The organism is Kitasatospora sp. NPDC056531 (genome assembly GCF_042794375.1).
Classification (GTDB): domain Bacteria; phylum Actinomycetota; class Actinomycetes; order Streptomycetales; family Streptomycetaceae; genus Kitasatospora.
This window is the reverse complement of sequence record NZ_JBHTTU010000013.1, coordinates 4454-28099: the sequence shown is the minus strand read 5'-3', so window position 1 is coordinate 28099 and position 23646 is coordinate 4454. Positions and strand designations below refer to the sequence as shown.

Genomic DNA, 23646 nt, shown 5'->3' with positions numbered 1-23646 from the left:
CCGCGGCACGGGGGATACCGCGGACGGCACGGTGGGGGTCCCGCGCCGGGCGCCCCCACTCCCGGGAACGTCGCGGCCCGCCCCACCGGTTGAGTGGGACGGGCCGTCGAGCGACGCGGGCTCAGGAGCGCCCGTGCTCAGGACAGTGCCGGCTCAGGAGTGGCCGAGCTCCTCCGCCGGGGCGTCCGGCTCGACCGAGCCGGAGGCGCGGTCCGGGTGGAGCTGCAGCGGCTCGACCACCAGCTCGTCCAGGATCAGCTCGGACGGCGCCGGCGGGGCCGGGATGACGGCCGCCTCGGAGTGCCCGCCGCAGCCGTACGCGAAGGAGACGATCTGCCCGTCGGCCGGGCCGAACTCGTTGCCGCACACGCCGAAGGCCTGCCCGAGCGAACCGCCGATCGGGATCAGGAAGCCGCAGCTGCCGCACGCGGCGGGCGCCGCCTGGGCCATCGGGGTCTGCGGGCCGTGGGCCTTCTCCCAGCGGTCGGCGGCCAGGTGCAGCCCGAGCCGGGAGAGCACCCGGCTGCGGCCCATGCCGAGCTCCTCGGCGACGGCGTTGATCTGGGCGCGGGCCGGGGCGGGCTGGACGTGCGGGTCGGTGACGACCACGTCCTCCTCCGCCGCGAGGGCGGCCACCGCGGAGTTCGGCGCGGGCTCGTCCTCGCCGCTCCAGCCGGGCTCCAGGCGCGCGTCGTCGGCGCCGGTGGGCAGCAGGTCGCCGGGGCCCATGTCGCCCGGGCGCAGCCGCTCGCTCCACGGCACCCACTCCGGGGCCAGCACGGCGTCGGGGCCGGGCAGCAGCACGACCTCGTCGAGGGTGACGTTCTTGGCCCGCGGCGCCCGCGCCACGGTGACCGCCCAGTGCCAACCGCGGTAGGCGGCGTCCCGGCAGTCGAAGCTGTGGGTGACGACGCGGTCGGCGTCCGCCTGGACGCCCAGGTGCGGGCCGACCGCCTCGGGCCCGACGGCCTCCTCGGCAGCCTGGCGGGCGAGTTCGACGGCCTCGGCACAGAGCCGGTCGGGGGTACGGCTTCGCATCGCAGCACTCACGGCGTCGATTCTCTCCCAGTTCTTCTGTCACCCACGGCGTGTTGCCTGTTCCGTCGCGGCTCGGTAGTCCCTCGTCCATTCTGCGCGACCCGGGGCCGCCGCGGTACCGACCGCGCCGCTCGACCGGCCTGCCGGCGCCCGGAGCCCCGGCGGGCGGACCTTGGGCAGGCTACCCGCCGGTCGGCACCCCGGCACAGTCCGGGGCGGAGCCGAGCGTTCCGCGACCGCGCCGAGCGGAGCGGAATCCCGCGTCGCCACGGCGGATCTGGGGCAGGATGGGCTTGTGGCGGACGACAACCCGTCGCAGCACGCACTGCGCCCCTCGCAGGCCGGCAGCCCCGACGAGGCGGACGCCGCGCCGCGACACCGACCCCCTGTTCCCGCTGCGGGCGAACCGCAGCCGGGGGACGGTACCGAGGCGCCCACCGCCCGGGTCAGCCTGGAGAAGCAGGACGCCCAAGACATTCCGGACGACCTGGACGACACCCCCACCCTTCACCTCCACGTCCTCGACGAGGACCTGGACGGGGAGCTCCCCGAGCCCCGCCGCCACTTCCTGGTCCGCACCGCCTCCGCCGCCGGCATCCGCACCGGCAAGCTGGTGCACGGCACCGGCCGCCGGATCCGCCGGGCCACCTCCGCCGAGGGCGCCGGCGAGTCCGGCCTCGCCAAGCTGATCGAGCTGCACGCGCTGAACTCCTTCGGCGACATGCTGATCACCATCGCGCTGGCCTCCACCATCTTCTTCTCCGTCCCCACCGGCCAGGCCCGCGGCCGGGTCGCCCTCTACCTGCTGATCACCATGGCCCCGTTCGCCCTGCTGGCCCCGGTGATCGGCCCGCTGCTGGACCGGATCCCGCACGGCCGCCGGGCGGCCATGGCGATGTCGATGCTGGCCCGGGCCGCACTGGCCTGGACGATGGCCGGGGTGATCTCCGGCGGCGGCATCGCGCTCTACCCGGAGGCGCTGGGCGTGCTGGTGGCGTCCAAGGCGTACGGGGTGGTGCGCAGCGTCGTGGTGCCCCGGCTGCTGCCGAGCCGGCTGTCCCTGGTGAAGGCGAACTCGCGGGTCACCCTGGCCGGGCTGCTGGCCACCGGCGTGGCGGCCGCGGTGGGCGGACTGCTGCACCTGATCGGGCCGGGCTGGCCGCTGCGCGGCGCCTTCCTGGTGTTCGTGATCGGCACCCTGATGGCCTTCCACCTGCCGCACGAGGTCGACTCGGCGAAGGGCGAGCAGCGAGCCGTCCTGCACGCCGAGGTGCACGGCGAGGGCTCGCACCTGATCCACCACAAGCCGCCGAAGGTGAAGGCCTCGCTGCGCACCGTCGGCCCATCGGTGGTGCTGGCGCTGCGGGCGATGGCGGCGATGCGCTGGCTGGTCGGCTTCCTGGTGTTCTTCCTGGCCTTCCTGCTGCGCACCGACCCGATCGGCGGCCTGCGGCCGACCGTGGCCCTGGGCCTGGTGGCGCTGGCCGCCGGGGCGGGCAACGCGCTGGGCTCGGTGCTGGGCTCCTGGCTGCGCACCCGGGCCCCGGAGGCGACGGTCGCCGCGATGCTGCTGCTGGCGGCCTGTGTGACGGCGGCGGCCGCGCTCTGGTACGGCGTGGTGACGGTGGTTCTGGTCGCGGGCCTGTCCGGGATGGCGGCCTCGCTGGGCAAGCTGGCGCTGGACGCGCTGATCCAGCGGGACGTCCCGGAGGCGGTGCGGACCTCGGCGTTCGCCCGTTCGGAGACCCTGATGCAGTTGTCCTGGGTGGGGGGCGGCGGGGTCGGCATCGTGCTGCCGCTGAACGGGGTGCTGGGCCTGTCGATCGCGGCCGCGGTGGTCGGTCTGGTGCTGCTGTGGACGGTCCACTCGCTGCTGCGGCTGGGCCTGCGGCGGCACCCGGCCGCGCCGCGGGTGGCCTGAGTCCGCCGGTGCGGCAACACGCGGTGGCCGACCCCCGCGTAGCGTGATCGGCCCGGCCCGGTAGATTCTGACGCATGAGCCTCAATGCCCGTGCCATCGCCGCCATCGGCGCCGTCGTCGTGGTCGGCGCCGCCACGGTGGGCACCTCCGTCGCGATCGCCGCCGACCAGACCGAGCACAACTCCCACCGTGCCACCCTGACGATCGGCAACTCCTCGATCACCGCTGACCCGCTGTGCTGGAACGGCGGCAGCCCGATCACCGAGGACATGCAGCAGGAGTGCCAGGTCAAGGCCAACGACGCCCTGAAGAACGGCACCCTCCCGACGCGCGACGTGACGGCGAGCGACCAGCTCGGCGTCGGCGTCAGCCCGAACGTGGCCAAGTCCGGCTGGTGGGCCTTCACCAACGGCGGCTCGACCAGCCAGGGCGGCCGCTTCAGCCTGTTCTCGTACGCCCAGGGCCCGACCTTCTCCGGCACCCAGCAGGCGAGCAAGGCGCTGAACGCCAGCGGCAAGACCGTGGTCACCGTGGTCGAGGGCGACAAGAACTCGGACAACCCGATCGCCGTCTGGTACTTCCAGCTGAACACCCAGACCAGCTGACGCTCCTGCGATGACCGCGCACGTCACCGACGCGCACCCCGAGCGGTCGGGCCCCGGACGGGCCCGGCTGCTCGTCGTCGTCGCGGTGCCCGCCGAGGCCGAGGCCGTCCTGCGCGGCCTGCCCGGCGGGGCCGCCGCCCTGCCGCTGCCGGGCGGTGTGCTGCACCGGGCGCAGGGCGCTCCGGTGGACGTGCTGGCCGCCGGGGTCGGCCCGGGCGCCGCCGCCGCGGGCGCCGCCGCCGCGCTGGCCGCCCGTCCGTACGGGCTGGTCGCCTCGGCCGGGATCGCCGGCGGTTTCGCCCCGCACGCCCCGGTCGGCGCCACCGTGGTGGCCGACGCGATCGTGGCCGCCGACCTCGGTGCCGAGACCCCCGAGGGCTTCGCCGACGTCACCGAGCTGGGCTTCGGCACCGCCCGGCACACCCCTCCCCCGGCCGCCGTGGCGCTGGCCGCCCGGGCGCTGGGCGCACAGGGCACCATCGTCGTGGCCGGCCCGGTGCTGACCGTCTCCACGGTGACCGGCAGTGCCGAGCGGGCCGCCGAGCTGGCCGCCCGCCATCCGGGCGCCGCCGCCGAGGCGATGGAGGGCTTCGGCGTGGCCGAGGCCGCCGCCCGGTACGGCGTGCCGGCCTTCGAACTGCGGACCGTGTCCAACCCGGTGGGCCCGCGCGACCGGGCCGCCTGGCGGATCGGCGAGGCCTTGGCCGCCCTGGAGCGGGCCTTCGCCGCGCTGGCCGTCGCCGAACTGATCGAGGAGGCCGGCCGTGGCTGAACGGCTGAGCATCGCGTACTCGCCCTGCCCGAACGACACCTTCGTCTTCCACGCCTGGGCGCACGGCCTGGTGCCCGGGGCGGACGCCCCCGAGGTGACCTTCGCCGACATCGACATCACCAACGGCCTGGCCGAGCGCGGCGAGCTGGACGTGCTGAAGATCAGCTACGGCGCGCTGCCCTGGGTCCTGGAGGAGTACGCCCTGCTCCCCTGCGGCGGCGCGCTCGGGCGCGGCTGCGGCCCGCTGGTGCTCACCCTGCCGGGCGTGGGCTCGCCCGCGGAGCTCGCCGGGAAGACGGTGGCGGTGCCGTCCGAGCGCTCCACCGCCTACCTGCTGTTCCGGCTCTGGGCGGCCGAGGCGGTACCGGGCGGCTTCGGCGAGATCGTGGTGCTGCCGTTCCACGAGATCATGCCCGCCGTCCGGGACGGCCGGGTGGACGCCGGCCTGGTGATCCACGAGGCCCGCTTCACCTACCAGCAGTACGGCCTGCACAGCCTGGCCGACATGGGCGAGGCCTGGGAGGAGCGGACCGGCCTGCCGATCCCGCTCGGCGCGATCGTCGCCAAGCGCTCACTGGGCGCCGAGCGGCTGCGCGCCCTCGCCGACACGATCCGCGCCTCCGTCCGCCAGGCCTGGGCGGAGCCGGCGGCCAGCCGCGAGTACGTGCTGGCGCACGCCCAGGAGATGGACCCGGCGGTCGCCGACCAGCACATCGGGCTGTACGTGAACGAGTTCACCGCCGACCTCGGTGAGGAGGGCTACGAGGCCGTCCGCGCGCTGCTCACCCGGGCCGCCGCGGAGGGGCTGGTGCCCCCGCTCGACCCGGGTGCGCTCGCGTTCGGGTAGCCCCGGACTCCAGGGACTCCAGGGCACCCGAACGCCGGGGCGCCTCAGACGTCGAACTGGTCGGCCACCGCGCGCAGCAGGCCGGCCAGCTTCTGGCCGGTGGGCTTGGCCGGGTAGCGACCGCGCTGGAGGCCGGGCAGCACCGCGTCCAGGGTGGTGATCAGGTCCTGGACGATCGGCGCCATGTCGTCGGCGCTCCTGCGCTGGGCGGCGGCCACCGACGGCAGCGCCTCCAGCAGCTGCACGGCCATCGCCTGGTCCCCGCGATGGCCTGCGACCACGCCGAACTCGACCCGCTGGCCCGGCTTCAGCACGGTGACACCGGCGGGCAGCGCCTTGGTGTGGACGAAGACGTCGCCACCGTCGTCGCGCGACAGGAAGCCGAAGCCCTTCGTCTCGTTGAACCACTTGACCTGGCCGGTGGGCATCTCGAACAGTCCTCGAATGGGTGTGAGGGATCCCGGACGTGGCCGGGGATCACTGGGTGGTGTGGGAAAAGGACGGCCGACCTCGGCTCGACGCCTGTGGGCGCTCACGGTCAGCACGTTGTCGGGAGCAGACTAACCGTCCGTCACTGCCTCATCCGCGTTCCGCGAAGGAGGCGCGTTCCGAGGCCCGCCCGGGGCGACGGGAGCGCGGGGATCTCGCGGCCACGGGCGACCCGGTACTGGCACGGCCGGGGCGCTTCTCGGCGCAGTCCATCGGCTCACACCCCCGGGTCTGAGGACACGGGACGCACCTGCAGCGCCCCTCGGCACCCCCTGCATACCCCCGCCCAGCAGGGATCAAAACGTTCAGCTGCCGGGAAACTGCGCAACGTGACCGACCCGCTCCGGTGGGCCGCCCCGGCGGCCGCTCTGCCAGACTGGGGGCACCCAGCGCAGCCCCGGAGGAGTGAGCAGTCGTGAGCAGCCAGAGCGCCGACCCCGGCGACGTGTACGTCAAGGCCGGGACGGTCGTCTTCGCCCTCGGCGCGCTCGCCACCCTGGTCACCTTCGTCCCGCTGTTCCTGCACCTGACGCCGCTGCCGACGGTCATGTACTGGCTGAGCATGCTGATGCCGGCCGGCTTCCTGTCCGCGCTGACCGGGCTGTTCCTGAACGCCCGGGCGCAGCGCCGCCGGGTGGAGCCCCAGCAGCCCGCCTAGTCCGCCCCGAGGTGCCGGTCGAGCCACTCCGGGAAGCCGGTGAGGTCCGCGAGCACCACGTCCGCTCCGGCCTCGCGCAGCTCGTCCGCGCCGTACGGGCCGGTGGCCACGCCGACCGCGACCGCCTCCGCGTGCCGGGCGCCCCGGATGTCGCCGAGGTGGTCGCCGACGTAGATGCTCGCGCCGTGCTCGCGCAGCGCCTCGCCCTTGGTCTCCGCCCAGAGGTCGCCGATCACGATGTCCGCCGCCATCCCGGCGTGCTCCAGGTGGAGGTGGGCGTTCGGCTCGTACTTGCCGGTGATCACCGCGACCCGGCCGCCGTGGGCGCGGACCGCCTCGACGGCGGCGTGCGCGCCCGGGAGGGGCACGGTCGGGGCGAAGGCGTGGTCGCGGTACAGCTCGCGGTAGCGGGCGACGGCCCGCTCCGCCTCGTCCTCCGGGAACCAGTTGCGGATCTCGTTCAGCAGCGGCGGGCCGAGCCGGGTGACCACCAGGTCGGCGTCGATGTACGTACCGGTCTCGGCGGAGAGCGCCTGATAGGTGGCGCGAATACCCGGCCGGGTGTCCAGCAGCGTCATGTCGAGGTCGAAGCCGACGGTGAGCGGGGCGGTTGGGATCACGGGCATGCCGCCAGGCTATCCAACCGACACCGGGGGCCACGAGGGGATTTGCCCCGGCTTCCGGACGGAACTTAGGTTTGCCTGAGTTGTCTGCGGAGAGGGCTCATGACCGACACCACCGCACCACACACCACCGCACCACCGGGAACGCGGCGCGCACCCCGTCGCCGAGCGCTGTGGCTCGCCGCCGCACTGGCCGTGCTGGCCCTCGCGGTGCTGCTGAGCCTGGCGGTCGGCAGCCGTACCGTCCCCTTCTCCGGGACCGTCCACGCACTGCTGTACGGCGGCGACAGCGCCGACGCCGTGGTGGTCCGGGAGCTGCGGCTGCCGCGGACGGTCGTCGGGCTGGCCGTCGGCGCGGCGCTCGGCCTGGCCGGGGCCGTGATGCAGGGCCTGACCCGCAACCCGATCGCCGACCCGGGCATCCTGGGCGTCTCCCAGGGCGCGGCGGCGGGGGTGGTGGTCGCCATCGCCGGCTTCGGCGTCTCCACCCTCACCGGGTACGTGTGGTTCGGCTTCGTCGGCGCGGTGATCGCCACCGTGCTGGTCTACGGCCTCGCCGGGCGCGGCCGGGGCGGGGCGACCCCGATCAAGCTGGCGCTGGCCGGCTCGGCGATGTCCGCCTTCATCACCTCGCTCAACACCCTGGTGCTGACCACGGACGCGGCCACCATGGACCAGTTCCGCTTCTGGCACGTCGGCTCGCTCTCCGGGCGCACGGCGGACGTCGCCTGGCAGCTGCTGCCGTTCCTGGCGGCCGGCACCCTGCTGGTGGTCGCGGTGGCCCGAGGCCTGGACGCGCTGGCGCTCGGCGAGGACACCGCCAAGGGCCTGGGCGCCAGGACCGGCCTGGTCCGCGCGGTCGGCGCCCTCGGCGCCACCGTCCTGACCGGCTCCGCGGTCGCCGCGGCCGGCCCGATCGCCTTCATCGGCCTCGCCGTCCCGCACGCCGCCCGCGCCGTCGCCGGCGCCGACCACCGCTGGATCCTCGCCTTCTCCGCCGTCCTCGGACCGGCCCTGCTGCTGCTCGCCGACACCCTCGGCCGGGTGCTCTTCCCGCCGTCGGAGGTCCCGGCCGGCGTGATGACGGCACTGGTCGGGGTGCCGGTGCTGGTGGCACTGGTCCGGCGCAGGAAGGTGGTCGCCGCATGAGCGAGCGGAGCGAGCGAATCATCGAGGGGTGCGTGTGGGCGAATGCCCCTGCCGAGCGCAGCGAGGCGGGCGCATGAGTTCGGTGTCCCTGCGCGGGTACTGCGTGGTGCGGGCCGGCCGCGCCTCCTTCCTCCTCCACCGGCGCTCCGCGGCCGCCGCCGTCGGGCTGCTCGTCGTGCTCGCCGCGGCCGTCGTCGCCTCGCTCTGCCTCGGCGAGTCGACCGTCCCGCCCGGCGAGGTGGTCAAGGTGGTGCTCGGTCAGCCGAGCCCCGACGAGCTGGTGGTCGGGGAGTTCCGGCTGCCGCGGGTGGTGGTCGGGCTGCTGGTCGGGGCGGCGCTCGGGCTGGCCGGGGCGCTGGTCCAGACCGTCGCCCGCAATCCGCTGGCCAGCCCCGATGTGGTGGGCGTGACCTGGGGCGCGACCGCGACCGTCGTCGGGCTGATGGCGTACGGGGTGGTCGGCTCCACCGGGCAGGCGCCGTACACGGCGGTCGGCGGCGGGCTGGTGGCCGGGCTGCTGGTGTACGCGCTGGCCTGGCGGCGCGGGCTGCACGCGCAGCGCTTCGTGCTGATCGGCATCGGGATCAGTGTGGCGCTGTCCTCCCTCACCTCGGTCTTCCTCACCAAGGGCGACGGCTTCCAGGCGCAGGCCGCCAAGGTCTGGATGACCGGCAGTCTGAACGGCTCCGGCTACGACCAGGCCGGCTGGCTGGCCTGGGTGCTGCTTGCGGCCCTGCCGGTGGCGCTGTGGGCGGCGCGCGCCCAGCGGTCGATCTCCTTCGACGACGCGACCGCCGTCGGCCTCGGCCTGCGACTGGACCGGATCCGGCTGGGCATGGCGCTGCTGGGCATCGTGCTGGCCTCCTGCGCGGCCGGCGCCGCCGGGCCGGTGGACTTCGTCGCGCTGATGGCCCCGCAGATCGCGCTGCGGCTGGCCCGTTCGGCGCAGGTCCCGCTGTTCTGCTCGGCGCTGACCGGAGCGCTGGTCGTGGTGCTCGCCGACCTGATCGCCCGGCGTCTGCTCGCCCCGACCGAGCTGCCGGTGGGCGTGGTGACCGGCATGGTCGGCGCGCCGTACCTGATGTGGCTGCTCATCCGTTCCCGCCGTGGAGGTTCCTGATGACCCCGAGGACGCACCGCCTGGAGGCCCGGGGCCTCACCCTGGCCTACGAGGCGCGCACGGTCGTCGAGGGCCTGGACGTCCGCATCCCCGACGGCCGGGTGACGGTGATCGTCGGCCCGAACGCCTGCGGCAAGTCGACGCTGCTGCGCGCCCTCGGGCGGCTGCTGAGGCCCGTCCGGGGCGCCGTGCTGCTCGACGGGCTGGAGCTGGCGCGGATCCCGACCAAGCGGATCGCCCAGCGGCTCGGCCTGCTTCCGCAGTCGCCGACCGCCCCGGAGGGCATCTCGGTGGCGGACCTGGTCTCCCGGGGCCGCCAGCCGCACCAGAGCTGGTGGCGGCAGTGGTCGGCGGAGGACGAGGCGGCGGTCGCGGAGGCGCTGGAGCGCACCTCCACGGCGGAGCTGGCCGAGCGCAGCATGGACGAGCTGTCGGGCGGGCAGCGCCAGCGCGCCTGGATCGCGATGGCGCTCGCCCAGGGCACGGACATCCTGCTGCTCGACGAGCCGACCACCTACCTGGACATCGCCCACCAGGTGGAGGTGCTGGACCTGGTGCGCCGGCTGAACGTCGAGCGCGGCCGGACGGTGGTCGCCGTGCTGCACGACCTCAACCAGGCCGCCCGGTACGCCGACCACCTGGTGGCGATGCGGGACGGCCGGGTGGTGGCGCAGGGCGCGCCCGGGGAGGTGGTGACGGCGGAGCTGGTGCGGGAGGTGTTCGGGCTGGAGTCGGTGGTGGTGCCGGATCCGGTGACGGGCACGCCGTTGGTCGTTCCGGGCGCTCCGTGGGTGGCGGCGGAGGAAGCGATGGACGCCTGACGACACGTACAGCGGCATGCTTAACGGCAATTTACGCATCAATACGGACATAATCGACGGGCCCCCGAAGCCTCACGCCCGAGGACCCGCCGATGCCCCGGATCGCCCGCCGTACGTTCCTCGCCGGCCTCGGCGGGGCCACGCTCGCGGCGTGCACGTCCGGGCAGTCGGCCCCGTCGACCACCGACAACCTCGGCGCGGGCGCGACCCCCTCCCCCAACCCGGTGCCGCCGGTCACGGTGAACGCCGCGACCGGGCCGGTGCTGGTGCCCGGCGCACCGCTGCGGGTGGTCGTGCTGGACACCGATGTGCTCGACTCCGCGCTGACGCTCGGCATCACCCCGATCGGCGCCGCGCTCCCGGCCGCCGACACCCGCTTCCCGGAGTACTGGCCGGCCTCCCGCACGGCGGGCATCCGGATGGTCGGCCCGGCCGGCGCGCCGGACCTCGCAGCCGTACGGGCCCTGCGGCCGGACCTGATCCTCTCCAACCAGGCCCGCGACGGCGACCGGTACGGGCAGCTGAGCGAGCTCGCCCCGACCGTGCTCACCCAGACCACCGGGGCGCCGTGGAGGGCGAACTTCCAGCTGCACGCCCAGGCGTTGAGTCGGGTGGCGGCGGCCGCGGCCTTCGTCACCGCGTACCAGAAGCACGCCGGACAGGCGGCGCAGGCGCTGGCGGCGGCGAAGCTGTCGGGGCGCAAGGTGAGCCTGGTGCGGTTCACGGAGGGCGGCGGGATCCGGCTGTTCGGGCGGCAGAGCTTCCCCGGAAGCGTGATCGCCGAAGCCGGGGTCGGGCGGCCGGACGCGCAGAACGTCGACCAGTCGGACTTCGAGATCCCGCCCGACCAGATCGGCAAGGCCGACGGCGACCTGCTGCTGTACGCGACCTACGGCGACCCGGAGCGGGCAGGCGCCGACGCGATGCTGGCGAGCCCGGGTTGGCAGGCGCTGGGGGCGGTGAAGGCGCACCGGGCGTTCCCGGTGGACGACCAGCTGTGGTTCCAGGGGATCGGGTACACGGGTGCCAACTTCATGCTGGACGAGCTGCAGCGCCTCCTCGGCTTCCCCGGGGCGTAGTCGGTCTACTGACGACAAGTCGACTTGGTGGGGGCTGTGCGGCAGACCTGCGCTTCCGTCACAATGGGCCGCCATCGTCACATCCGACCCGGGGGAAACACCATGTCAACTGCGATAGCTCCGCCCGCTCCCGACCGCAAGGGGAAGGCCGCCGCACTCGGCTGGCTGATCAGCATCGCGTTCAACGTGGTCGCGCCGATCATGATCTACAACCAGCTGCACGACCACGGCTACAGCGAGTCCACCGCCATCCTGCTCTCCGGGCTCGGCCCGGTGGTCGACACCGCGATCTACCTGGCCTGGCACCGCCGGATCGACGAGTTCGCCATCGTCTCGCTGGTCTTCGTCGCCCTGAGCCTGATCGTCGCGCTGATCGGCCCGACCGACCCGAAGATGCTGCTGGCCAAGGACTCCTTCGTCTCCGGCCTGCTCGGCGTGCTCTACCTGGTGTCGCTGGCCGCGCCGAAGCCGATCATGTTCTTCTTCGGGCGCAAGTTCGCCACGGACGGCACGCCCGAGATGGTCGCCTGGTGGAACTCCATGTGGCAGTACGAGAACTTCCGGCGGGTCCAGCGCAACCTGACCGTCGTGTGGGGCATCGCCTTCATCCTGGAGGCCGCGCTGCGGATCGTGTTCGTCTACACCCTCTCGCACGGCGCGGTGGTGGCGATCAACAACATCCTCCCGTTCGTGGTGCTCGGCGGGCTGGTGTACTTCACCATGGTCTACGCCAAGCGTTCCAGCGCCCGGGGCCGGGCCGCCGCCGAGGCGGCTGCGGCCACCGCCTGATTCAGCGCGAACCCGCGTAGCGGGCCGGGGAGATGCCGACCGCTGCGGTGAAGTCCCGGGTGAGGTGGGCCTGGTCGGCGTAGCCGAGTTCGACGGCCAGCGCCGCCAGGTCCAACTCACCTTCTGCAGCAGCCCGTTCGGCGGCCTCGTGCAGCCGGGCGCGGCGCAGCACCCACTTCGGGGAGGCGCCGACGTACTCGGCGAACAGCCGCTGGAGGCTGCGGACGGTCACGCCCAGCTCGTGAGCCAGGTCGTCCACCCGGAACAGGTCCGGGGAGCCGGTGATCCGGTCCACCACCGCGGCGACCTCCTCGGCGACCGGGTCGGGCGCGGGGAGGCGGGGCAGCAGGAAGGCGTCGGCCCGCTCGGCGCTCGGCTCGCCGAGGATCCGGGCGTTGCACCGGTCCGCCTCGGCGCCGAAGTACTCGACGGCCGGGACGGACCGGTCGGCGAGGGCACTCACCGGGTGCCCGGCGAAGGGCCGGAAGGCGCCCGGGCGGAACTTCACCCCCAGCACGTGCCCGGCACCCTCCAGGCGGCGGACGAAGAGCGAGCGGTCCACCCCGTACACGCGGGCCCGCGGGGCCTCGAAGACCAGGTGGACGTTGGGGTGGGCGAGCACCTTCTGCTCGTACGGGGGCAGGCCGGTCAGGTCCCAGCGCACCAGCCAGTAGAACTCCACGAAACGCGCCACGGCGGGCGCCGGCGCGAGCCGCTCCACGCTGATCAGCTCGGCGGCCTTGGCGGGGTGGAGCACGCCCCGGCCGAGATCGGGAGAGTCCATGGCCGCCAGGCTAGTCGTCGCGTTTCTTCAAGACCTCGCGGTGCGGCCCGGTGCAGGATCGGGGAATGAACGCTCACCCGATGCACCCGTTCCTGGCCCGCGCCGCCTCCGCTGCGGCCGGCGTCGCCGCCGCCGTCCCGACCGGGCAGCGGCTGGACGCGCCGACGCCCTGCGGGGAGTTCGACACGCGCGCGCTGATCAACCACTGGGTGCTCTACACCGCGCACGGCCTGGAGCACCGGGCCCGGCGCACCGAGCTGTCCGAGGAGCTGATCGCCCGGGACTTCACCGTGGACGCCGACTGGCGCTCCGCCTACGCGGTGCAGCTGGAGCGTGCCGTCGCGGCCTGGGCCGACCCGGCCGCCTGGGAGGGGGACGTCGACCTCGGCGGATCGCCGGTTCCGGCGGTGGGGATCGCCCGGATGCTGATCCTGGAGCTGGTGCTGCACGGCTGGGACGTCGCGCGGGCGACCGGCGGGGACATCCCGGTCGACGAGGAACTCGCTCAGCTGGCCCTGGAGATCGTCGAGGAGAACGCGGAGCTGTACCGCCAGTACGCGGGCTTCGCCGAGGTCGTGGCGGTGCCGGACGACGCCTCGGCGTGGGACCGCGCGCTGGCCGCCTCCGGGCGCGATCCGCGCTGGAAGAGCTGACGGGGGAAGGGCCTCCTGCCGGGAAGGGCGGGCGGGCTACGTCTCGGCGCGCTGGGTGACCTGGGCACTGGTCTGGTCGCCGAGGAACTCGTACCAGCATCGCTGCAGCGCCGGGTAGTTCGTGTCCGCCTCGACGAGACTGAGGAATGCCTTCACGGTGGCGGCGAGCCGATCCTGCAGATCGGTGTCGTGCAGGTCGCCGCTGTCGCCGAACGCCTGGTGGGCCCTGGCCAGGCTGAACATGTCCGGATAGACACGGGCCCCGAGATGTTCCAGCGGAACGCGGAGCGCCCACAGTCCCCGGTTCCCTCCCATCATGGAGGGAGAAGCCGAGACCAGCAGGGCGTGCTTGTCCTTGAACGGCTGCGGGCGGAAGCGTGACAGCCAGTCGATCGCGTTCTTCACCACGCCGGGGACCGATGCGTTGTACTCCGGCGAGGCGAGCACGAACGCCTGCGCCGCCTGAAGGCGATCGCGCAGGGCGACGGAGTTCTGTGGCTGGCCCTGGACGGTCTCGACGTCCCCGTCGTACGACGGCATGTCGAAGTCCCGCAAGTGGGCGAGATCGGCGGCGGCGCCGTTCTCGGCCAGCAGCTTGGCGGTCAGCACGGCCAGCTGCCGGTTGAACGATCCCGTCCGGAAGGACCCGGACAGCACCAGCACGCGCAGCGGGTCACCGTGGCCGTCGCCCGGGACCGGCTGGACGACATCCCGCGGTGCACCCTCCGTACGGGAGGAGGCCGGACTGGCTGGATTCGCACTCACATGTGCCACCCTGCCACGCGACCACCCGCCTCGCCGCCCGCGCTGGTCCGAACGCGGGTCCGCCCCGGCGGCGCCCCTTCTCGCTGCAGGTGTCGTCGGTCGACGTGCTAGGAACTCGCCAGCGCCTTCCGCAGTTTGGCCCGCAGGAGACGGACGGCCGGGGACTGCTGGTCGCGGCGGGCGATGAGCCCGAGGCGGGCGTGGGTGGCGGCGTCGGTGAGTGGGACGGCCCGCAGGCCGGCGCCCTGGGCGGAGGAGGCGCTGAGGACGGCGACCCCGGCGCCGCGCTCGGCGAGGCGGAGCAGGGCCACCGGGGAGCTGGCGTCGATGTCCACGCGGGCGTCGAGGCCGAGGTGGGCGCAGGAGCGCTCGTAGGCGGCGCGGATGCCGGTGCCGGCGGAGAGACAGAGGATCTTCTCGCCGCGCAGGTCCTGCAGCTTCACCTCGGCCCGGTCGAGATGGTGTCCGGCCGGGACGACGGCGGCGATCGGTTCGTCGATGACGACGGTGGCCTCCAGGCCCGGGGAGACCTCGCCCGCGTAGCCGATCAGGGCCAGGTCGAGGGCGCCGGACAGGACCTGCGATTGGAGCAGGTCGGAGTGGCCCTCGTGCAGGCTCAGCTCGATGCCGGGGTGAGTACGGCCGAGGTCGGCGACGGTGTCCAGGAACGGCGGGATCGAACAGCCGGTGATCATGCCGAGGCGGACCCGGCCGCGTACGGCGTCGGCGAACTCGGCGGCGGTGTGCTGGATGGCGTCGAGGGTGGCCAGGGCGTTCTTGGCGAGCGGGAGGACGGCCTCGCCGGCGGGGGTCAGCTGGACGCGGCGGCCGGAGCGGTCGAGGAGCTGCTGACCCAACTCGCGCTCCAGCTTGGCGACTTGGGTGCTGATGCCGGACTGGCTGACGTGCAGGTGGTTGGCGGCCGCCGTGAAGGAGCCTTCGTCGACGACGGCGGCGAAGTAGCGCAGCTGGTGCATCTCCATAACTGCTGATGATAGCTGGCATCTGATCTATCTGTTGGACGGATGGGTGGGGGGTCGGGAGGATGGAGGCATGACGACGACGAAGACTGCGCGCGAGCTGGCCGAGACCTACTTCACCGCCTGGGAGGCGGGCGACTTCGACACCATTCGGGGCCTGCTGGCCGACGACGTGGACTTCGTCGGGGCGCTGGGCACGGCGTCGGGGATCGAGGAGGCGCTGGGCGGGCTGATGGGCCTCGGGCAGGTGCTGGAGAAGATCGACGTGAAGGTGCGGGCAGCGGACGGCGATGAGGTGATCACCTGGTTCGAGCTGTGCACCACGGTCGCGCCGCCGGCGCCGACGGCGAACTGGATGCACGTGGAGAACGGGAAGATCGCCCGGATCCGGGTGACCTTCGACCCGCGCGGGCTGCTGGCGGGCTTCGAGAAGAAGAGCTGAACAGGGCGGGCAGAACAGGAAGTCCGTGATCGCCGGGGGCGGTCACGGGCTTCCCTGCTTTTCCGACGATTCGGCCTGAACGGGGAATCGCGATGGTGCCGTCGGCTGAACTCTGCGCCCGGTCGCTTCGGCCGGTTTCCGCCTGGGGGAACTGAGAACCGTTCCGCCGTCCGGCGTGACCCCAGCCGCCACGGCCGCTCCACGGGCCGGCGCCGTCAGAGAGAGAAACCCCCAGTGAACCACTTGCTCCTCCGGACATCCGCGATCGGCTTCGGGCTGGCCATGGGCCTCGCCACGGTTCCCTCCACCGCCGCCTTCGCGGCACCGACCACCTCCGTCGCGTGCGGCGACACGGCCACGCTGATCGCTGCCATCAACGCCCTCAACGGGCCCGGCGGCACCATCGAGCTGGCCTCGAACTGCACCTACGCGTTCAGCACCCAGGTCGACGCGACGGGCGACGCCCTGCCGCCCATCACCGGGAAGATCACCATCACCGGCCACGACAGCGCGCTCGTGCGGTCCACCGACGTCCCGGCCAACCTGTTCCGCATTCTCCAGGTCACCTCGACGGGTGACCTCACCCTTCATGGCGTCGAGGTCAGCGGCGGTGCCAGCAGTCTCGGAGGCGGCATCGCCAACACGGGCAAACTGACCCTCGACAAGAGCACCGTCGCCCACAACTCCGCCACATCCGGCGGCGGTGGCATCTTCAGCAACGGCGGAACGGTGACGATCCGCCGTAGCAGCGTCTCCGACAATGTCTCCGGTGACGACGGCGGCGGCATTCTCGGCCTGGACCCCACCGTCCTGACGGTGACGGACAGCCGGATCGACGGCAACCAGGCCGTCACCGACGGCGGCGGCATCGACAACCAGGGCACCCTGTCGGTGGAAGGCAGCACCTTCGCCCACAACTCCGCCCGCGACGGCTCCGGCGGTGGCCTGTTCAACCTCGCCAGGACGAAGACGACACTGAAGGACACCGACTTCATCGACAACTTCGCGGGCGTCGACGGCGGCGGCATCGACAACGAGCCGAAGGACCGGGTCCTCGACATCACCGGCGGCGAGATCAGGGACAACACCGCCGGCCGCGACGGCGGCGGTCTCAACAACGCGGGCATCGCGACGCTGACGAAGGTCCGGGTCAAGGCGAACTCCAGCGGTCGCGACGGCGGCGGCATCAACAACCAGACCGTCACGGGGGAGGGCGCCGTGGCCACCCTCACCCTCGACCACAGCACCGTCACCGAGAACACCGCCGCGCGCGACGGCGGCGGCATCAACAACCAGACCGGCTCCACGGTGACGCTGAACGACAGCCGCGTCATCCGGAACACGCCCAACAACTGCACCCCGCTGAACAGCATCGCGGGCTGCCAGAACTGACGATCGACGGGTGGGGGTGGCGCCTCGTGGGGATTCCGAGCTGCCACCCCCGCACCATGCCTCCGCTCAGGCGTCCTCGTCGGGCGGGGTCACCCTGAGGGCGGTGATGACGCCCAGGGCGACCGTGGCGATCGCGAGGGCGAGGAGAACGGCGAAGGCCGCCCCGATCAGGAATCGCACGGGCGCTCGCGGTCGACGTCGAGGAGCAGGGTGAGGAGGTTGAGGAGGGTCGAGGCGGGGGCCGTGTTGAAGCGGACCAGGACCCGGCCGTCGATGGTCTTGTCCGTGCCGGCGGAGGGCCAGATGAGGCCGAACTTCTTTCCGCGTTCCTGGAGTTCGGCGAGGAGCGTGCGGATGTGATCGTCGGTGTAGTGCCGGATGCGGGGGTCGGTCGGCAGCATCGGCCGGCGGCGGGGGACGGGCATCAGGCGGCGTCCAGGTCGCACTCGAACCAGACGGACTTGCCACGCTCCTGCGGGTCGACGCCCCAGCGGCTGGTGAGGCCGGCGACCAGCTGGAGGCCCCGGCCGGACTCGGCGAGGAGGGAGGGGGCCTGGAGGCCGGGAACGACGGGGCTCTCGTCGGAGACGGAGACCCGGAGGACCTTGTGGAGGAAGAGGATCTGGACGATCGGCGCGGGCGTGTGCCCGTGTCGCCAGGCGTTCACGAGGAGCTCGCCGAGGGCGAGTTCGGCGTCGAAGGTGGCGGAGGGGTGCCAGCCGGAGCGGATCATCGCGTCGCGGAGGGACTGGCGGGTGATTGCGAAGGAGGGCGTGTTGAGGTGACGCATGGGAGTTCTCCCGGGCGTGGTTGGGAAGGAAGATCCGGCGGACATGGGTCGCCGTGAACCAGGCCAGGCAAATGGGCATGGCTGCTCTGCGGCGCCTGCTAGCAGGCGTTACTGACGATCCGTCGGATCGATGTGACATCGACCATAGCGCACACGGTCTTTCGCTTAAGACCTTCGCGAAAAACTTCCCTCTTCCGTGGGGCACACTGGTCTCACCACCGCAGAGAGGACGCCATGGCCCTTCGACCGAACCCGACCCTGCGCCAACGGCGGGTGGGGACCGAGCTGCGGAGGATGCGGGAGCAGGCTGGCCTCGGTGGCAGCCAACTGGCTGGCCAACTCGGCATCCACGCCGCCCAGGTCACCCAGATGGAGACCGGGAAGAGCGGTATCAGCGTCGAGCGACTGCGGACCATCGCTGCCACATGCCTGTGCAGCAACCAGCCGCTGATCGATGCGCTGGCCGACATGGTCTCGGAGCGCGGGAAGGGCTGGTGGGAGAAGTATCGCGGGACGCTCTCCACCGACTTCCTGGAGATCGCCGAGCTTGAGGCGAACGCACGCAGCATCTCGACCTGGGCCACGACTTACATCCCGGGCCTGCAGCAGACCGAGGACTACGCAGCTGCGGTGTTCTCCCGGTTCGCCCCTTCGATCCCTGGCCACGACCTCGATATCCGGACGTCATTCCGTATGCGGCGGAAGGAGGCTGTCCGGCAAGGCGGAGTGCCGTATGCGTCCTTCATCCACGAGGCGGCACTGCGAATGCAGTTCGGAGGACCCCGGGTTCTCGCAGATCAGCTTGACCATCTCATCGGTGACTCGCTGGCGGGTCGAATCTCGGTCCGTGTAGTGCCCTTCGACCTCGATACCTTCCCCGGCGGTGGTGAGAACATCATGTTCATCGAGGGACCCGTGCCTGAACTCGCCACACTCCAGATGGATACTGCGATGGGCAGTATGTACTTTGACGCCCAACCAAGCCTGGTCCGCCATCGCGACGTGTTCGCGCACCTGAACTCCGCTGCGCTCTCCGAGCCCGAGTCGCGGGAGTTCATTCGATCTATCGGGGATGAAATGCGAGGCAAGTATGCGTGACTCCATGTGGCAGAAGTCCAGCTACAGCGGGGCTTCAAACGAGTGCGTGGAGGTCCGTACAGCCGACGGGGCGGTCGAACTCCGCGAGTCCGACGAAGGCCACCTCATCCTCCGCACCAACCTCGCCGCCCTCGCCGCCCTCCTCCACGGCATCAAGGCGGGCGAATTCGACCACCACGCCTGACGCCATGAAAATCGCTGCAGCCCAACTGACCTGCGCCCCTGCCGACATCCCCGCCAACGTCCGGCAGCTCGTCGCTCTCTCCGGACAGGCGCGCTCGCAGGGCGCCGAGCTGATCGTCTTCCCCGAGTTCGCGCTGACCGGGTACGAGCTCGAAGCCCTGGCCGCCGACCCCAACCTCTGGACGGCCCCGGACGACGCCCGCCTGGACGACCTCCGCTCCACCGGCATCACCACCGTCGTCAACTGCGCCGTCCCCACCGACGGGCCCCGGCCCGCCATCGGAACCTACGTCTACGGCAGCGACGGCGAGCTGATCACCACCTACCTCAAGCAGCACCTCTACGAGAACGAGCAGGGCATCTTCACCGCAGGCAACCGCGACGGCCGCTTCGAACTCAACAACCTCCGCTTCGCGCTCGCCACCTGCTTCGACAATCACTTCCCCGACCTCATCGCCCGTGGCGCCGCCGACGGCTGCCAGGTGCACCTGGCCAGCTCCCTCTACGGCACCGGCAACGGCATCCACGAGCGGGCGACGGTCTACCCGGGCATCGCCAAGGACTCGGACATGCACGTCGTCCTCGCCAACCACGTCGGCCCCTCGGGCCCGTGGACCGGCTGCGGCCGCGCCGCCCTGTGGGCCCCGGGCGGCGCCCTCCTCACCGAGGCCGACGACCGCTCCACCACGGTGGCCGTCGCCGACCTCCTCTAGCCATGCCCCCGGAGTAGGAAGTCGGCCGGGCCGACTTCCTACTCCGGGGGCATGGGATCAGCTGGGCCCGACAGCCCCCGGTACCTGAGTCCGAAACTCCTCGTAGCGGGCTGCGTAGTGCCAGGCAGCATCACGGGCCTGACAAGCGCGGAGGACCTCCAGCGGGTCAGTGACCAGCTCCATACCCACGGTGCGCTCCCCTTCGAAATGGAAGCGCGCAACCGTGCGGGAGTCGAAGAGCCAGAAGTCCGACAGACCAGCCAGCCCGGCCGCTGCGGCGTCCGAGCGCCACATGTACCGGATGTCCTCACCCGCCGCCACGTTGGTCCGGGCGCAGGCCAGCAGGTACCGCTGCCCCTCGGTCGGCGGGTCGTCTACCAGACGCACCCGCTCGAACCTCTTGCCCTTGTCGACCATGCGACGCACGTTCTCGAACCAGGGGTGCCCGACCTCTCCGGCGGTGTCGCCTGTCCGCAGGAACTCGGCGTAGGAGGGCATCTGCTGGTCGGAGAGGTAGCCGGTCCTGGTCTCCAACCGCCAAGCGGTGTGCTCGAATCCATCGTTGATGAACTCGGTGATCTTCTGCTGGGGCACGAACTCCGGCACTGGCGTCGACTCCTTAGGCGCAGACCTCATGACAAGCCTTCATCAAAGTGGGCCCGCGCCTGACCGGCTACCGCAACTTCACCTCCTCCGGCGAATATTCGAGAATCAGCACCCACGCCACATCGATCCCTGGGCATCCTGCTACCGCCTGACCAACAGCGAAGGGAGCGGCCATGAGCCGACGACTGCGGTACATCGGGAGCACCTCGGAGGACAACAATTGCCCGACGCTCTACGAGGACATGGAGACCGGGGAGGTTGTGGTGCAGGGCGACGCCGTGACCGATCCCGACGAGATCGCCCAGCTCCGCAACATCAAGCCCGGCGAGGGGTTCGTGACCGTACCGCGTGCATTGCTCGCCGACTTCGCGCCGCGCGATGTGGAGCGCGAACCCGTACTGATCAGCTTCGACGAGTTCGAAAACCTCTTCAAGACCCTCCAGCACACGGCCTACCGACTGGAGACCCGCGGCCGGTACCGCTCCGACGAGCTGACGGAGACCTACCGCCGGTTCGCCGCCGGGCTGGATCCCGAATGGGACCTGGACAGCCCCTGGTGCCGCTCGCGGCGCGAACAGTCCGCCCTGGGCAAACGGTTCGAGCGCGTGCGGATCATGGACAACCCGCCCACGCTGGGGCAGCGCTACCTGCTCAAGAACTCCGAGCGGAACGGCGAGGTCGGCGAGGACATCCGCTACCTCTGGCGTGCCGACGCCGAGCGCCTGGGTCTTCCGGAGGAAGACGCCTGGCTGTTCGACTCGCGCGTCATCGCCCTGCTGCACTTCGGCGCCGACGACGACCTGACCCACGTCGAGCTGATCACCGACCCGGTACGGGTGGCCCGCGCCTGCCAGGAACGGGACGCCGCCTGGCACTTCGCCGTCCCGCACCGCGAGTTCGGGGCTCAGGTACCGTCCGACATGTGAGCACCGACTTCCAGCAAGCCAGAATCGCCCTCGGCCAGCGGCTCCGTGAGCTGCGAGCCGAGGGCGGTCTCACAGGCCGGCAACTGGCCGAGCGCGTGGGCTGGACGCAGTCGAAGGTCAGCGAACTGGAGACCGGCCGACAGACGGCCACCCTCGATGACCTCAAGGCCTGGGCCGAAGGCGTCGGACAACCCCACGCGTCCTCCGAGCTGGCCGCCAGACTCCAGGCATTCGAATCAGGAACCCGCTCCTGGCGGCGGCAGCTGGCCGCCGGACACAAACCGGTGCAGGACACGCTGACCGCTGAGCACGAGCGTTCAACTGTCAAGCGCGCGTGGCAGAACTCCGTGATCGTCGGCGTCCTCCAGACGGCCGACTACGCTCGGCATATCTTCAACGCGTACATCGACCTCCACCAGTCACCGCGCGATGTCGACGATGCCGTGCGGGCCCGCATTCGGCGGCAGGAAGTCCTGTATCGGTCGGACAAGAAGTACCACATCATCATGTGGGAAGCTGCCCTGCGCGCGCTGCTCTGCCCACCGGCCGTCATGGCCGCGCAACTCGACCGGCTCAGTGGCGTGATCGGCCTGGACACCGTCTCCCTCGGTATCGTCCCGTTCGGGGCTTCCCTCAAGCTGCCGCCTGCCAACGGCTTCTGGATCCACGACGAACGACTCGTCATCGTCGAGGACTGGCATGCCGAGCTCTGGCTCGACCAACCCGAGAACGTGGCGCTGTACCTGCGCGTCTGGGAAACCGTGGCCGGGGCGGCCGTCTACGGCGCGGATGCCCACAAGGTCATCACGCGGTGCCGCAAGGCGCTCGGGGTCGTCTGAAGAATCCCCGCGAACCATGCCCACCGGGTGCCGGAATATTCGAGAATCACCCGCTCACCCCCGCTTCCCCTCCGCCTACCGTTCTGCTCGACGGCGGCTTTCGGCGCCGCCCGCGAAAGGGGAAGCACATGCCCATGTTGAGCGACGGCAAGCACGGCGGCGGGTCCGGCAACGGCCAGGGTGGCGGCCAGCAGGACGACTCCAGCAGCGGCAACAAGCACGGCGGGGGCGGCAGTGACGAGGGTGGCAACACCTCGGACGGCAGCGGCCCGGCGACGGGTCGCTGACGCGTGAGCGAGATGCACGAAGCGGAGGCCGGCCGGGCCCGGCTGGCCTCCGCGCTCATCGCGAACGGGTCCCTCCACTCGGACTGGCTGGCGTCGTACAACGCCGTCCCGCGCCACTGGTTCGTCCCGGACCAGATCTGGCCCGGCCAGGGTGACGGGGTGCGCCAAGGCGAAGCGATCAACCGGCATGCCGACCCGACCACCTGGTGGAACGCCGTCTACTCCGACGTCCCGCTCACCACCCAGTGGGACGACGGCGAGCACGCCGGGGACGGCCGGGGCACCATGCCGACATCGTCCAACTCCATGCCCACCATGGTGTTCTCCATGCTCGCCGCCTTGGACGTGGAAGACAGCCACCGGGTGCTGGAGATCGGCACCGGCACCGGTTGGAACGCCGCCCTGCTGTCCCACCGCCTCGGCTCCGGGAACGTCGTCACGGTCGAGGTCGACAAGGACAACGCCGCCGAGGCACAGCTCCGGCTCGCACGCGCCAGGCACTCCCCGACCCTCGTCGTCGGCGACGGGTCGAAGGGCCACCCGGACGGCGCGCCGTACGACCGGGTGATCGCCACCTGCTCGGTCCGCCGGGTGCCGCACTCCTGGGTGGCCCAAACGAAGCCCGGCGGGGTGATCGTTGCCCCCTGGGGCCCCGAGTACGGCGGGGAAGCCGTGGTGCGGCTCACCGTCGCCGAGGACGGCACGGCAAGCGGCCGCTTCGTCGCGTCCTCCGCCTTCATGCGACTGCGCCAGCAGCGCACCGCCCGACCCGGCAGCCTGGAGTACCTGTCCGGCCCGTGGCCGACCGACGGCGCGAAGTCGTCAACTCGCCTGTCCCCGGAAGAAGTCGGCGGCTGGCTGGCGATGTTCGCCATCGGGGTGCAGGTGCCGCAGGCCTTCCCGCTGATCGAGCGGTACGCCGACGGCACCTACACCCTGTGGCTTCACGACACCGCCGTCACGTCCTGGGCCACCGTCGACTGGGAACCCGACCGCACCGCCTACGAGGTCGTCCAGGCCGGCCCCCGCAGCCTCTGGAACGAGGTGGTGGCCGCCTGGCGGTGGTGGGACGGCCAGGGCCGCCCCGGCTTTGACCGCTTCGGGCTCACCGTCTCACCCGACGACGGCCAGACGGTGTGGCTGGACAGCCCGAACAACCCATTGCCCTCCCGGGGTTGAGGGCATCGACCCGGCCGGATTGGGAAGTCGGCCCCGCCGACCTCCCCATCCGCCCCCCCTCCACCGCCGGGGCGGATCGGATCGCCCGTCCGGTGCAG

The 23646-nt window shown here is 72.0% G+C and carries 29 protein-coding genes; 20 read left to right on the top strand and 9 right to left on the bottom strand.

Features of this window, described 5'->3' with window-relative positions; translation table 11 throughout:
• Positions 1–153 precede the first annotated feature (153 nt).
• Entirely contained in the window at positions 154–1038 is an 885-nt protein-coding gene (locus tag ACFQ87_RS15005; RefSeq protein ID WP_380611265.1) for a DUF3027 domain-containing protein, read from the bottom strand.
• 568 nt (positions 1039–1606) lie between these two features.
• Between ACFQ87_RS15005 and ACFQ87_RS15000 the strand changes: the two genes are divergently transcribed.
• The 4 genes from ACFQ87_RS15000 to ACFQ87_RS14985 all read left to right on the top strand — a co-directional run bounded on the left by ACFQ87_RS15000 (position 1607) and on the right by ACFQ87_RS14985 (position 5183).
• Positions 1607–2959 carry an MFS transporter gene (locus tag ACFQ87_RS15000; protein ID WP_380611264.1) on the top strand — a complete coding sequence of 451 codons (1353 nt, stop codon included), beginning with the start codon at positions 1607–1609 and terminating at the stop codon, positions 2957–2959.
• A gap of 74 nt (positions 2960–3033) precedes the next feature.
• Complete coding sequence (locus tag ACFQ87_RS14995; RefSeq protein ID WP_380611167.1) at positions 3034–3564, top strand: hypothetical protein; 531 nt, start codon at positions 3034–3036, stop codon at positions 3562–3564.
• Between the two features lie 10 nt (positions 3565–3574).
• Positions 3575–4336, top strand: a complete 762-nt coding sequence (locus tag ACFQ87_RS14990; protein ID WP_380611165.1) for a futalosine hydrolase — start codon at positions 3575–3577, stop codon at positions 4334–4336.
• Positions 4329–5183 carry a 1,4-dihydroxy-6-naphthoate synthase gene (locus ACFQ87_RS14985; protein ID WP_380611163.1) on the top strand — a complete coding sequence of 285 codons (855 nt, stop codon included), beginning with the start codon at positions 4329–4331 and terminating at the stop codon, positions 5181–5183. The genes ACFQ87_RS14990 and ACFQ87_RS14985 overlap by 8 nt, the downstream gene beginning before the upstream one ends.
• Before the next feature lie 44 nt (positions 5184–5227).
• Here ACFQ87_RS14985 and ACFQ87_RS14980 read toward each other — a convergent pair whose 3' ends face one another.
• Positions 5228–5611 (bottom strand): cold-shock protein, encoded by a 384-nt coding sequence (locus ACFQ87_RS14980; protein ID WP_270144901.1) that lies wholly within the window; start codon positions 5609–5611, stop codon positions 5228–5230.
• A 476-nt stretch (positions 5612–6087) separates the two neighbouring features.
• On the opposite strand from ACFQ87_RS14980, the gene ACFQ87_RS14975 reads away from it, so the two are divergent.
• Positions 6088–6330: a hypothetical protein gene (locus ACFQ87_RS14975; RefSeq protein ID WP_380611162.1), complete on the top strand. Its 243-nt coding sequence runs from the start codon at positions 6088–6090 to the stop codon at positions 6328–6330.
• On the opposite strand, the gene ACFQ87_RS14970 is transcribed toward ACFQ87_RS14975, so the two are convergent.
• Positions 6327–6956: an HAD family hydrolase gene (locus tag ACFQ87_RS14970; protein ID WP_380611161.1), complete on the bottom strand. Its 630-nt coding sequence runs from the start codon at positions 6954–6956 to the stop codon at positions 6327–6329. The two genes, ACFQ87_RS14975 and ACFQ87_RS14970, sit on opposite strands and share 4 nt — an antisense overlap.
• Before the next feature lie 99 nt (positions 6957–7055).
• Here ACFQ87_RS14970 and ACFQ87_RS14965 point away from each other — a divergent pair, with 99 nt between their 5' ends.
• The 5 genes from ACFQ87_RS14965 to ACFQ87_RS14945 all read left to right on the top strand — a co-directional run bounded on the left by ACFQ87_RS14965 (position 7056) and on the right by ACFQ87_RS14945 (position 11911).
• On the top strand, positions 7056–8102 hold the full coding sequence (locus ACFQ87_RS14965) for a FecCD family ABC transporter permease (protein ID WP_380611160.1): 1047 nt from the start codon (positions 7056–7058) through the stop codon (positions 8100–8102).
• Positions 8103–8175: 73 nt separating this feature from the next.
• Positions 8176–9222 (top strand): FecCD family ABC transporter permease, encoded by a 1047-nt coding sequence (locus ACFQ87_RS14960; protein ID WP_380611159.1) that lies wholly within the window; start codon positions 8176–8178, stop codon positions 9220–9222.
• Entirely contained in the window at positions 9222–10043 is an 822-nt protein-coding gene (locus ACFQ87_RS14955; protein WP_380611158.1) for an ABC transporter ATP-binding protein, read from the top strand. The genes ACFQ87_RS14960 and ACFQ87_RS14955 overlap by 1 nt, the downstream gene beginning before the upstream one ends.
• Positions 10044–10135: 92 nt before the next feature.
• Positions 10136–11122 carry an ABC transporter substrate-binding protein gene (locus ACFQ87_RS14950; RefSeq protein ID WP_380611157.1) on the top strand — a complete coding sequence of 329 codons (987 nt, stop codon included), beginning with the start codon at positions 10136–10138 and terminating at the stop codon, positions 11120–11122.
• Between the two features lie 102 nt (positions 11123–11224).
• Positions 11225–11911, top strand: a complete 687-nt coding sequence (locus tag ACFQ87_RS14945) for a VC0807 family protein (RefSeq protein ID WP_380611156.1) — start codon at positions 11225–11227, stop codon at positions 11909–11911.
• 1 nt (position 11912) lies between these two features.
• Here ACFQ87_RS14945 and ACFQ87_RS14940 read toward each other — a convergent pair whose 3' ends face one another.
• Positions 11913–12695: a DUF6597 domain-containing transcriptional factor gene (locus tag ACFQ87_RS14940; protein ID WP_380611155.1), complete on the bottom strand. Its 783-nt coding sequence runs from the start codon at positions 12693–12695 to the stop codon at positions 11913–11915.
• A gap of 65 nt (positions 12696–12760) precedes the next feature.
• Here ACFQ87_RS14940 and ACFQ87_RS14935 point away from each other — a divergent pair, with 65 nt between their 5' ends.
• Positions 12761–13348 carry a TIGR03086 family metal-binding protein gene (locus ACFQ87_RS14935; RefSeq protein WP_380611154.1) on the top strand — a complete coding sequence of 196 codons (588 nt, stop codon included), beginning with the start codon at positions 12761–12763 and terminating at the stop codon, positions 13346–13348.
• A gap of 36 nt (positions 13349–13384) precedes the next feature.
• On the opposite strand, the gene ACFQ87_RS14930 is transcribed toward ACFQ87_RS14935, so the two are convergent.
• Together ACFQ87_RS14930 and ACFQ87_RS14925 are read right to left on the bottom strand one after the other, a co-directional pair.
• A complete protein-coding gene (locus ACFQ87_RS14930; RefSeq protein WP_380611153.1) occupies positions 13385–14113 on the bottom strand; it encodes an NADPH-dependent FMN reductase in 729 nt (242 codons plus the stop codon).
• 107 nt (positions 14114–14220) lie between these two features.
• Positions 14221–15096, bottom strand: a complete 876-nt coding sequence (locus ACFQ87_RS14925) for a LysR family transcriptional regulator (protein WP_380611152.1) — start codon at positions 15094–15096, stop codon at positions 14221–14223.
• 70 nt (positions 15097–15166) lie between these two features.
• On the opposite strand from ACFQ87_RS14925, the gene ACFQ87_RS14920 reads away from it, so the two are divergent.
• Both ACFQ87_RS14920 and ACFQ87_RS14915 read left to right on the top strand, forming a co-directional pair.
• Positions 15167–15535 (top strand): nuclear transport factor 2 family protein, encoded by a 369-nt coding sequence (locus ACFQ87_RS14920; protein WP_380611151.1) that lies wholly within the window; start codon positions 15167–15169, stop codon positions 15533–15535.
• A gap of 243 nt (positions 15536–15778) precedes the next feature.
• The gene (locus tag ACFQ87_RS14915) at positions 15779–16927 is read left to right on the top strand and encodes a hypothetical protein (protein ID WP_380611150.1); all 1149 of its coding nucleotides are present in this window, start codon (positions 15779–15781) and stop codon (positions 16925–16927) included.
• 167 nt (positions 16928–17094) lie between these two features.
• Here ACFQ87_RS14915 and ACFQ87_RS14910 read toward each other — a convergent pair whose 3' ends face one another.
• Together ACFQ87_RS14910 and ACFQ87_RS14905 are read right to left on the bottom strand one after the other, a co-directional pair.
• Entirely contained in the window at positions 17095–17352 is a 258-nt protein-coding gene (locus ACFQ87_RS14910; protein ID WP_380611149.1) for a hypothetical protein, read from the bottom strand.
• Positions 17352–17717, bottom strand: coding sequence for an ATP-binding protein (locus ACFQ87_RS14905; RefSeq protein ID WP_380611148.1), 366 nt, complete (start codon positions 17715–17717; stop codon positions 17352–17354). The genes ACFQ87_RS14910 and ACFQ87_RS14905 overlap by 1 nt, the downstream gene beginning before the upstream one ends.
• A 234-nt stretch (positions 17718–17951) precedes the next feature.
• Between ACFQ87_RS14905 and ACFQ87_RS14900 the strand changes: the two genes are divergently transcribed.
• The 3 genes from ACFQ87_RS14900 to ACFQ87_RS14890 are packed head-to-tail and all read left to right on the top strand — an operon-like array spanning position 17952 to position 19711.
• On the top strand, positions 17952–18815 hold the full coding sequence (locus ACFQ87_RS14900; RefSeq protein ID WP_380611147.1) for a helix-turn-helix domain-containing protein: 864 nt from the start codon (positions 17952–17954) through the stop codon (positions 18813–18815).
• Entirely contained in the window at positions 18790–18999 is a 210-nt protein-coding gene (locus ACFQ87_RS14895; RefSeq protein ID WP_380611146.1) for a DUF397 domain-containing protein, read from the top strand. The genes ACFQ87_RS14900 and ACFQ87_RS14895 overlap by 26 nt, the downstream gene beginning before the upstream one ends.
• Before the next feature lie 4 nt (positions 19000–19003).
• Complete coding sequence (locus ACFQ87_RS14890) at positions 19004–19711, top strand: carbon-nitrogen hydrolase family protein (protein ID WP_380611145.1); 708 nt, start codon at positions 19004–19006, stop codon at positions 19709–19711.
• 57 nt (positions 19712–19768) lie between these two features.
• Here ACFQ87_RS14890 and ACFQ87_RS14885 read toward each other — a convergent pair whose 3' ends face one another.
• The gene (locus tag ACFQ87_RS14885) at positions 19769–20317 is read right to left on the bottom strand and encodes a DUF6879 family protein (RefSeq protein ID WP_380611144.1); all 549 of its coding nucleotides are present in this window, start codon (positions 20315–20317) and stop codon (positions 19769–19771) included.
• 173 nt (positions 20318–20490) lie between these two features.
• On the opposite strand from ACFQ87_RS14885, the gene ACFQ87_RS14880 reads away from it, so the two are divergent.
• The 4 genes from ACFQ87_RS14880 to ACFQ87_RS14865 all read left to right on the top strand — a co-directional run bounded on the left by ACFQ87_RS14880 (position 20491) and on the right by ACFQ87_RS14865 (position 23548).
• Positions 20491–21243 (top strand): DUF6879 family protein, encoded by a 753-nt coding sequence (locus ACFQ87_RS14880; RefSeq protein ID WP_380611143.1) that lies wholly within the window; start codon positions 20491–20493, stop codon positions 21241–21243.
• The gene (locus ACFQ87_RS14875) at positions 21240–22082 is read left to right on the top strand and encodes a helix-turn-helix domain-containing protein (RefSeq protein ID WP_380611142.1); all 843 of its coding nucleotides are present in this window, start codon (positions 21240–21242) and stop codon (positions 22080–22082) included. The genes ACFQ87_RS14880 and ACFQ87_RS14875 overlap by 4 nt, the downstream gene beginning before the upstream one ends.
• Before the next feature lie 128 nt (positions 22083–22210).
• Positions 22211–22369 (top strand): hypothetical protein, encoded by a 159-nt coding sequence (locus ACFQ87_RS14870; RefSeq protein ID WP_380611141.1) that lies wholly within the window; start codon positions 22211–22213, stop codon positions 22367–22369.
• A gap of 12 nt (positions 22370–22381) precedes the next feature.
• Entirely contained in the window at positions 22382–23548 is a 1167-nt protein-coding gene (locus ACFQ87_RS14865) for a methyltransferase domain-containing protein (RefSeq protein WP_380611263.1), read from the top strand.
• Positions 23549–23646 lie beyond the last annotated feature (98 nt).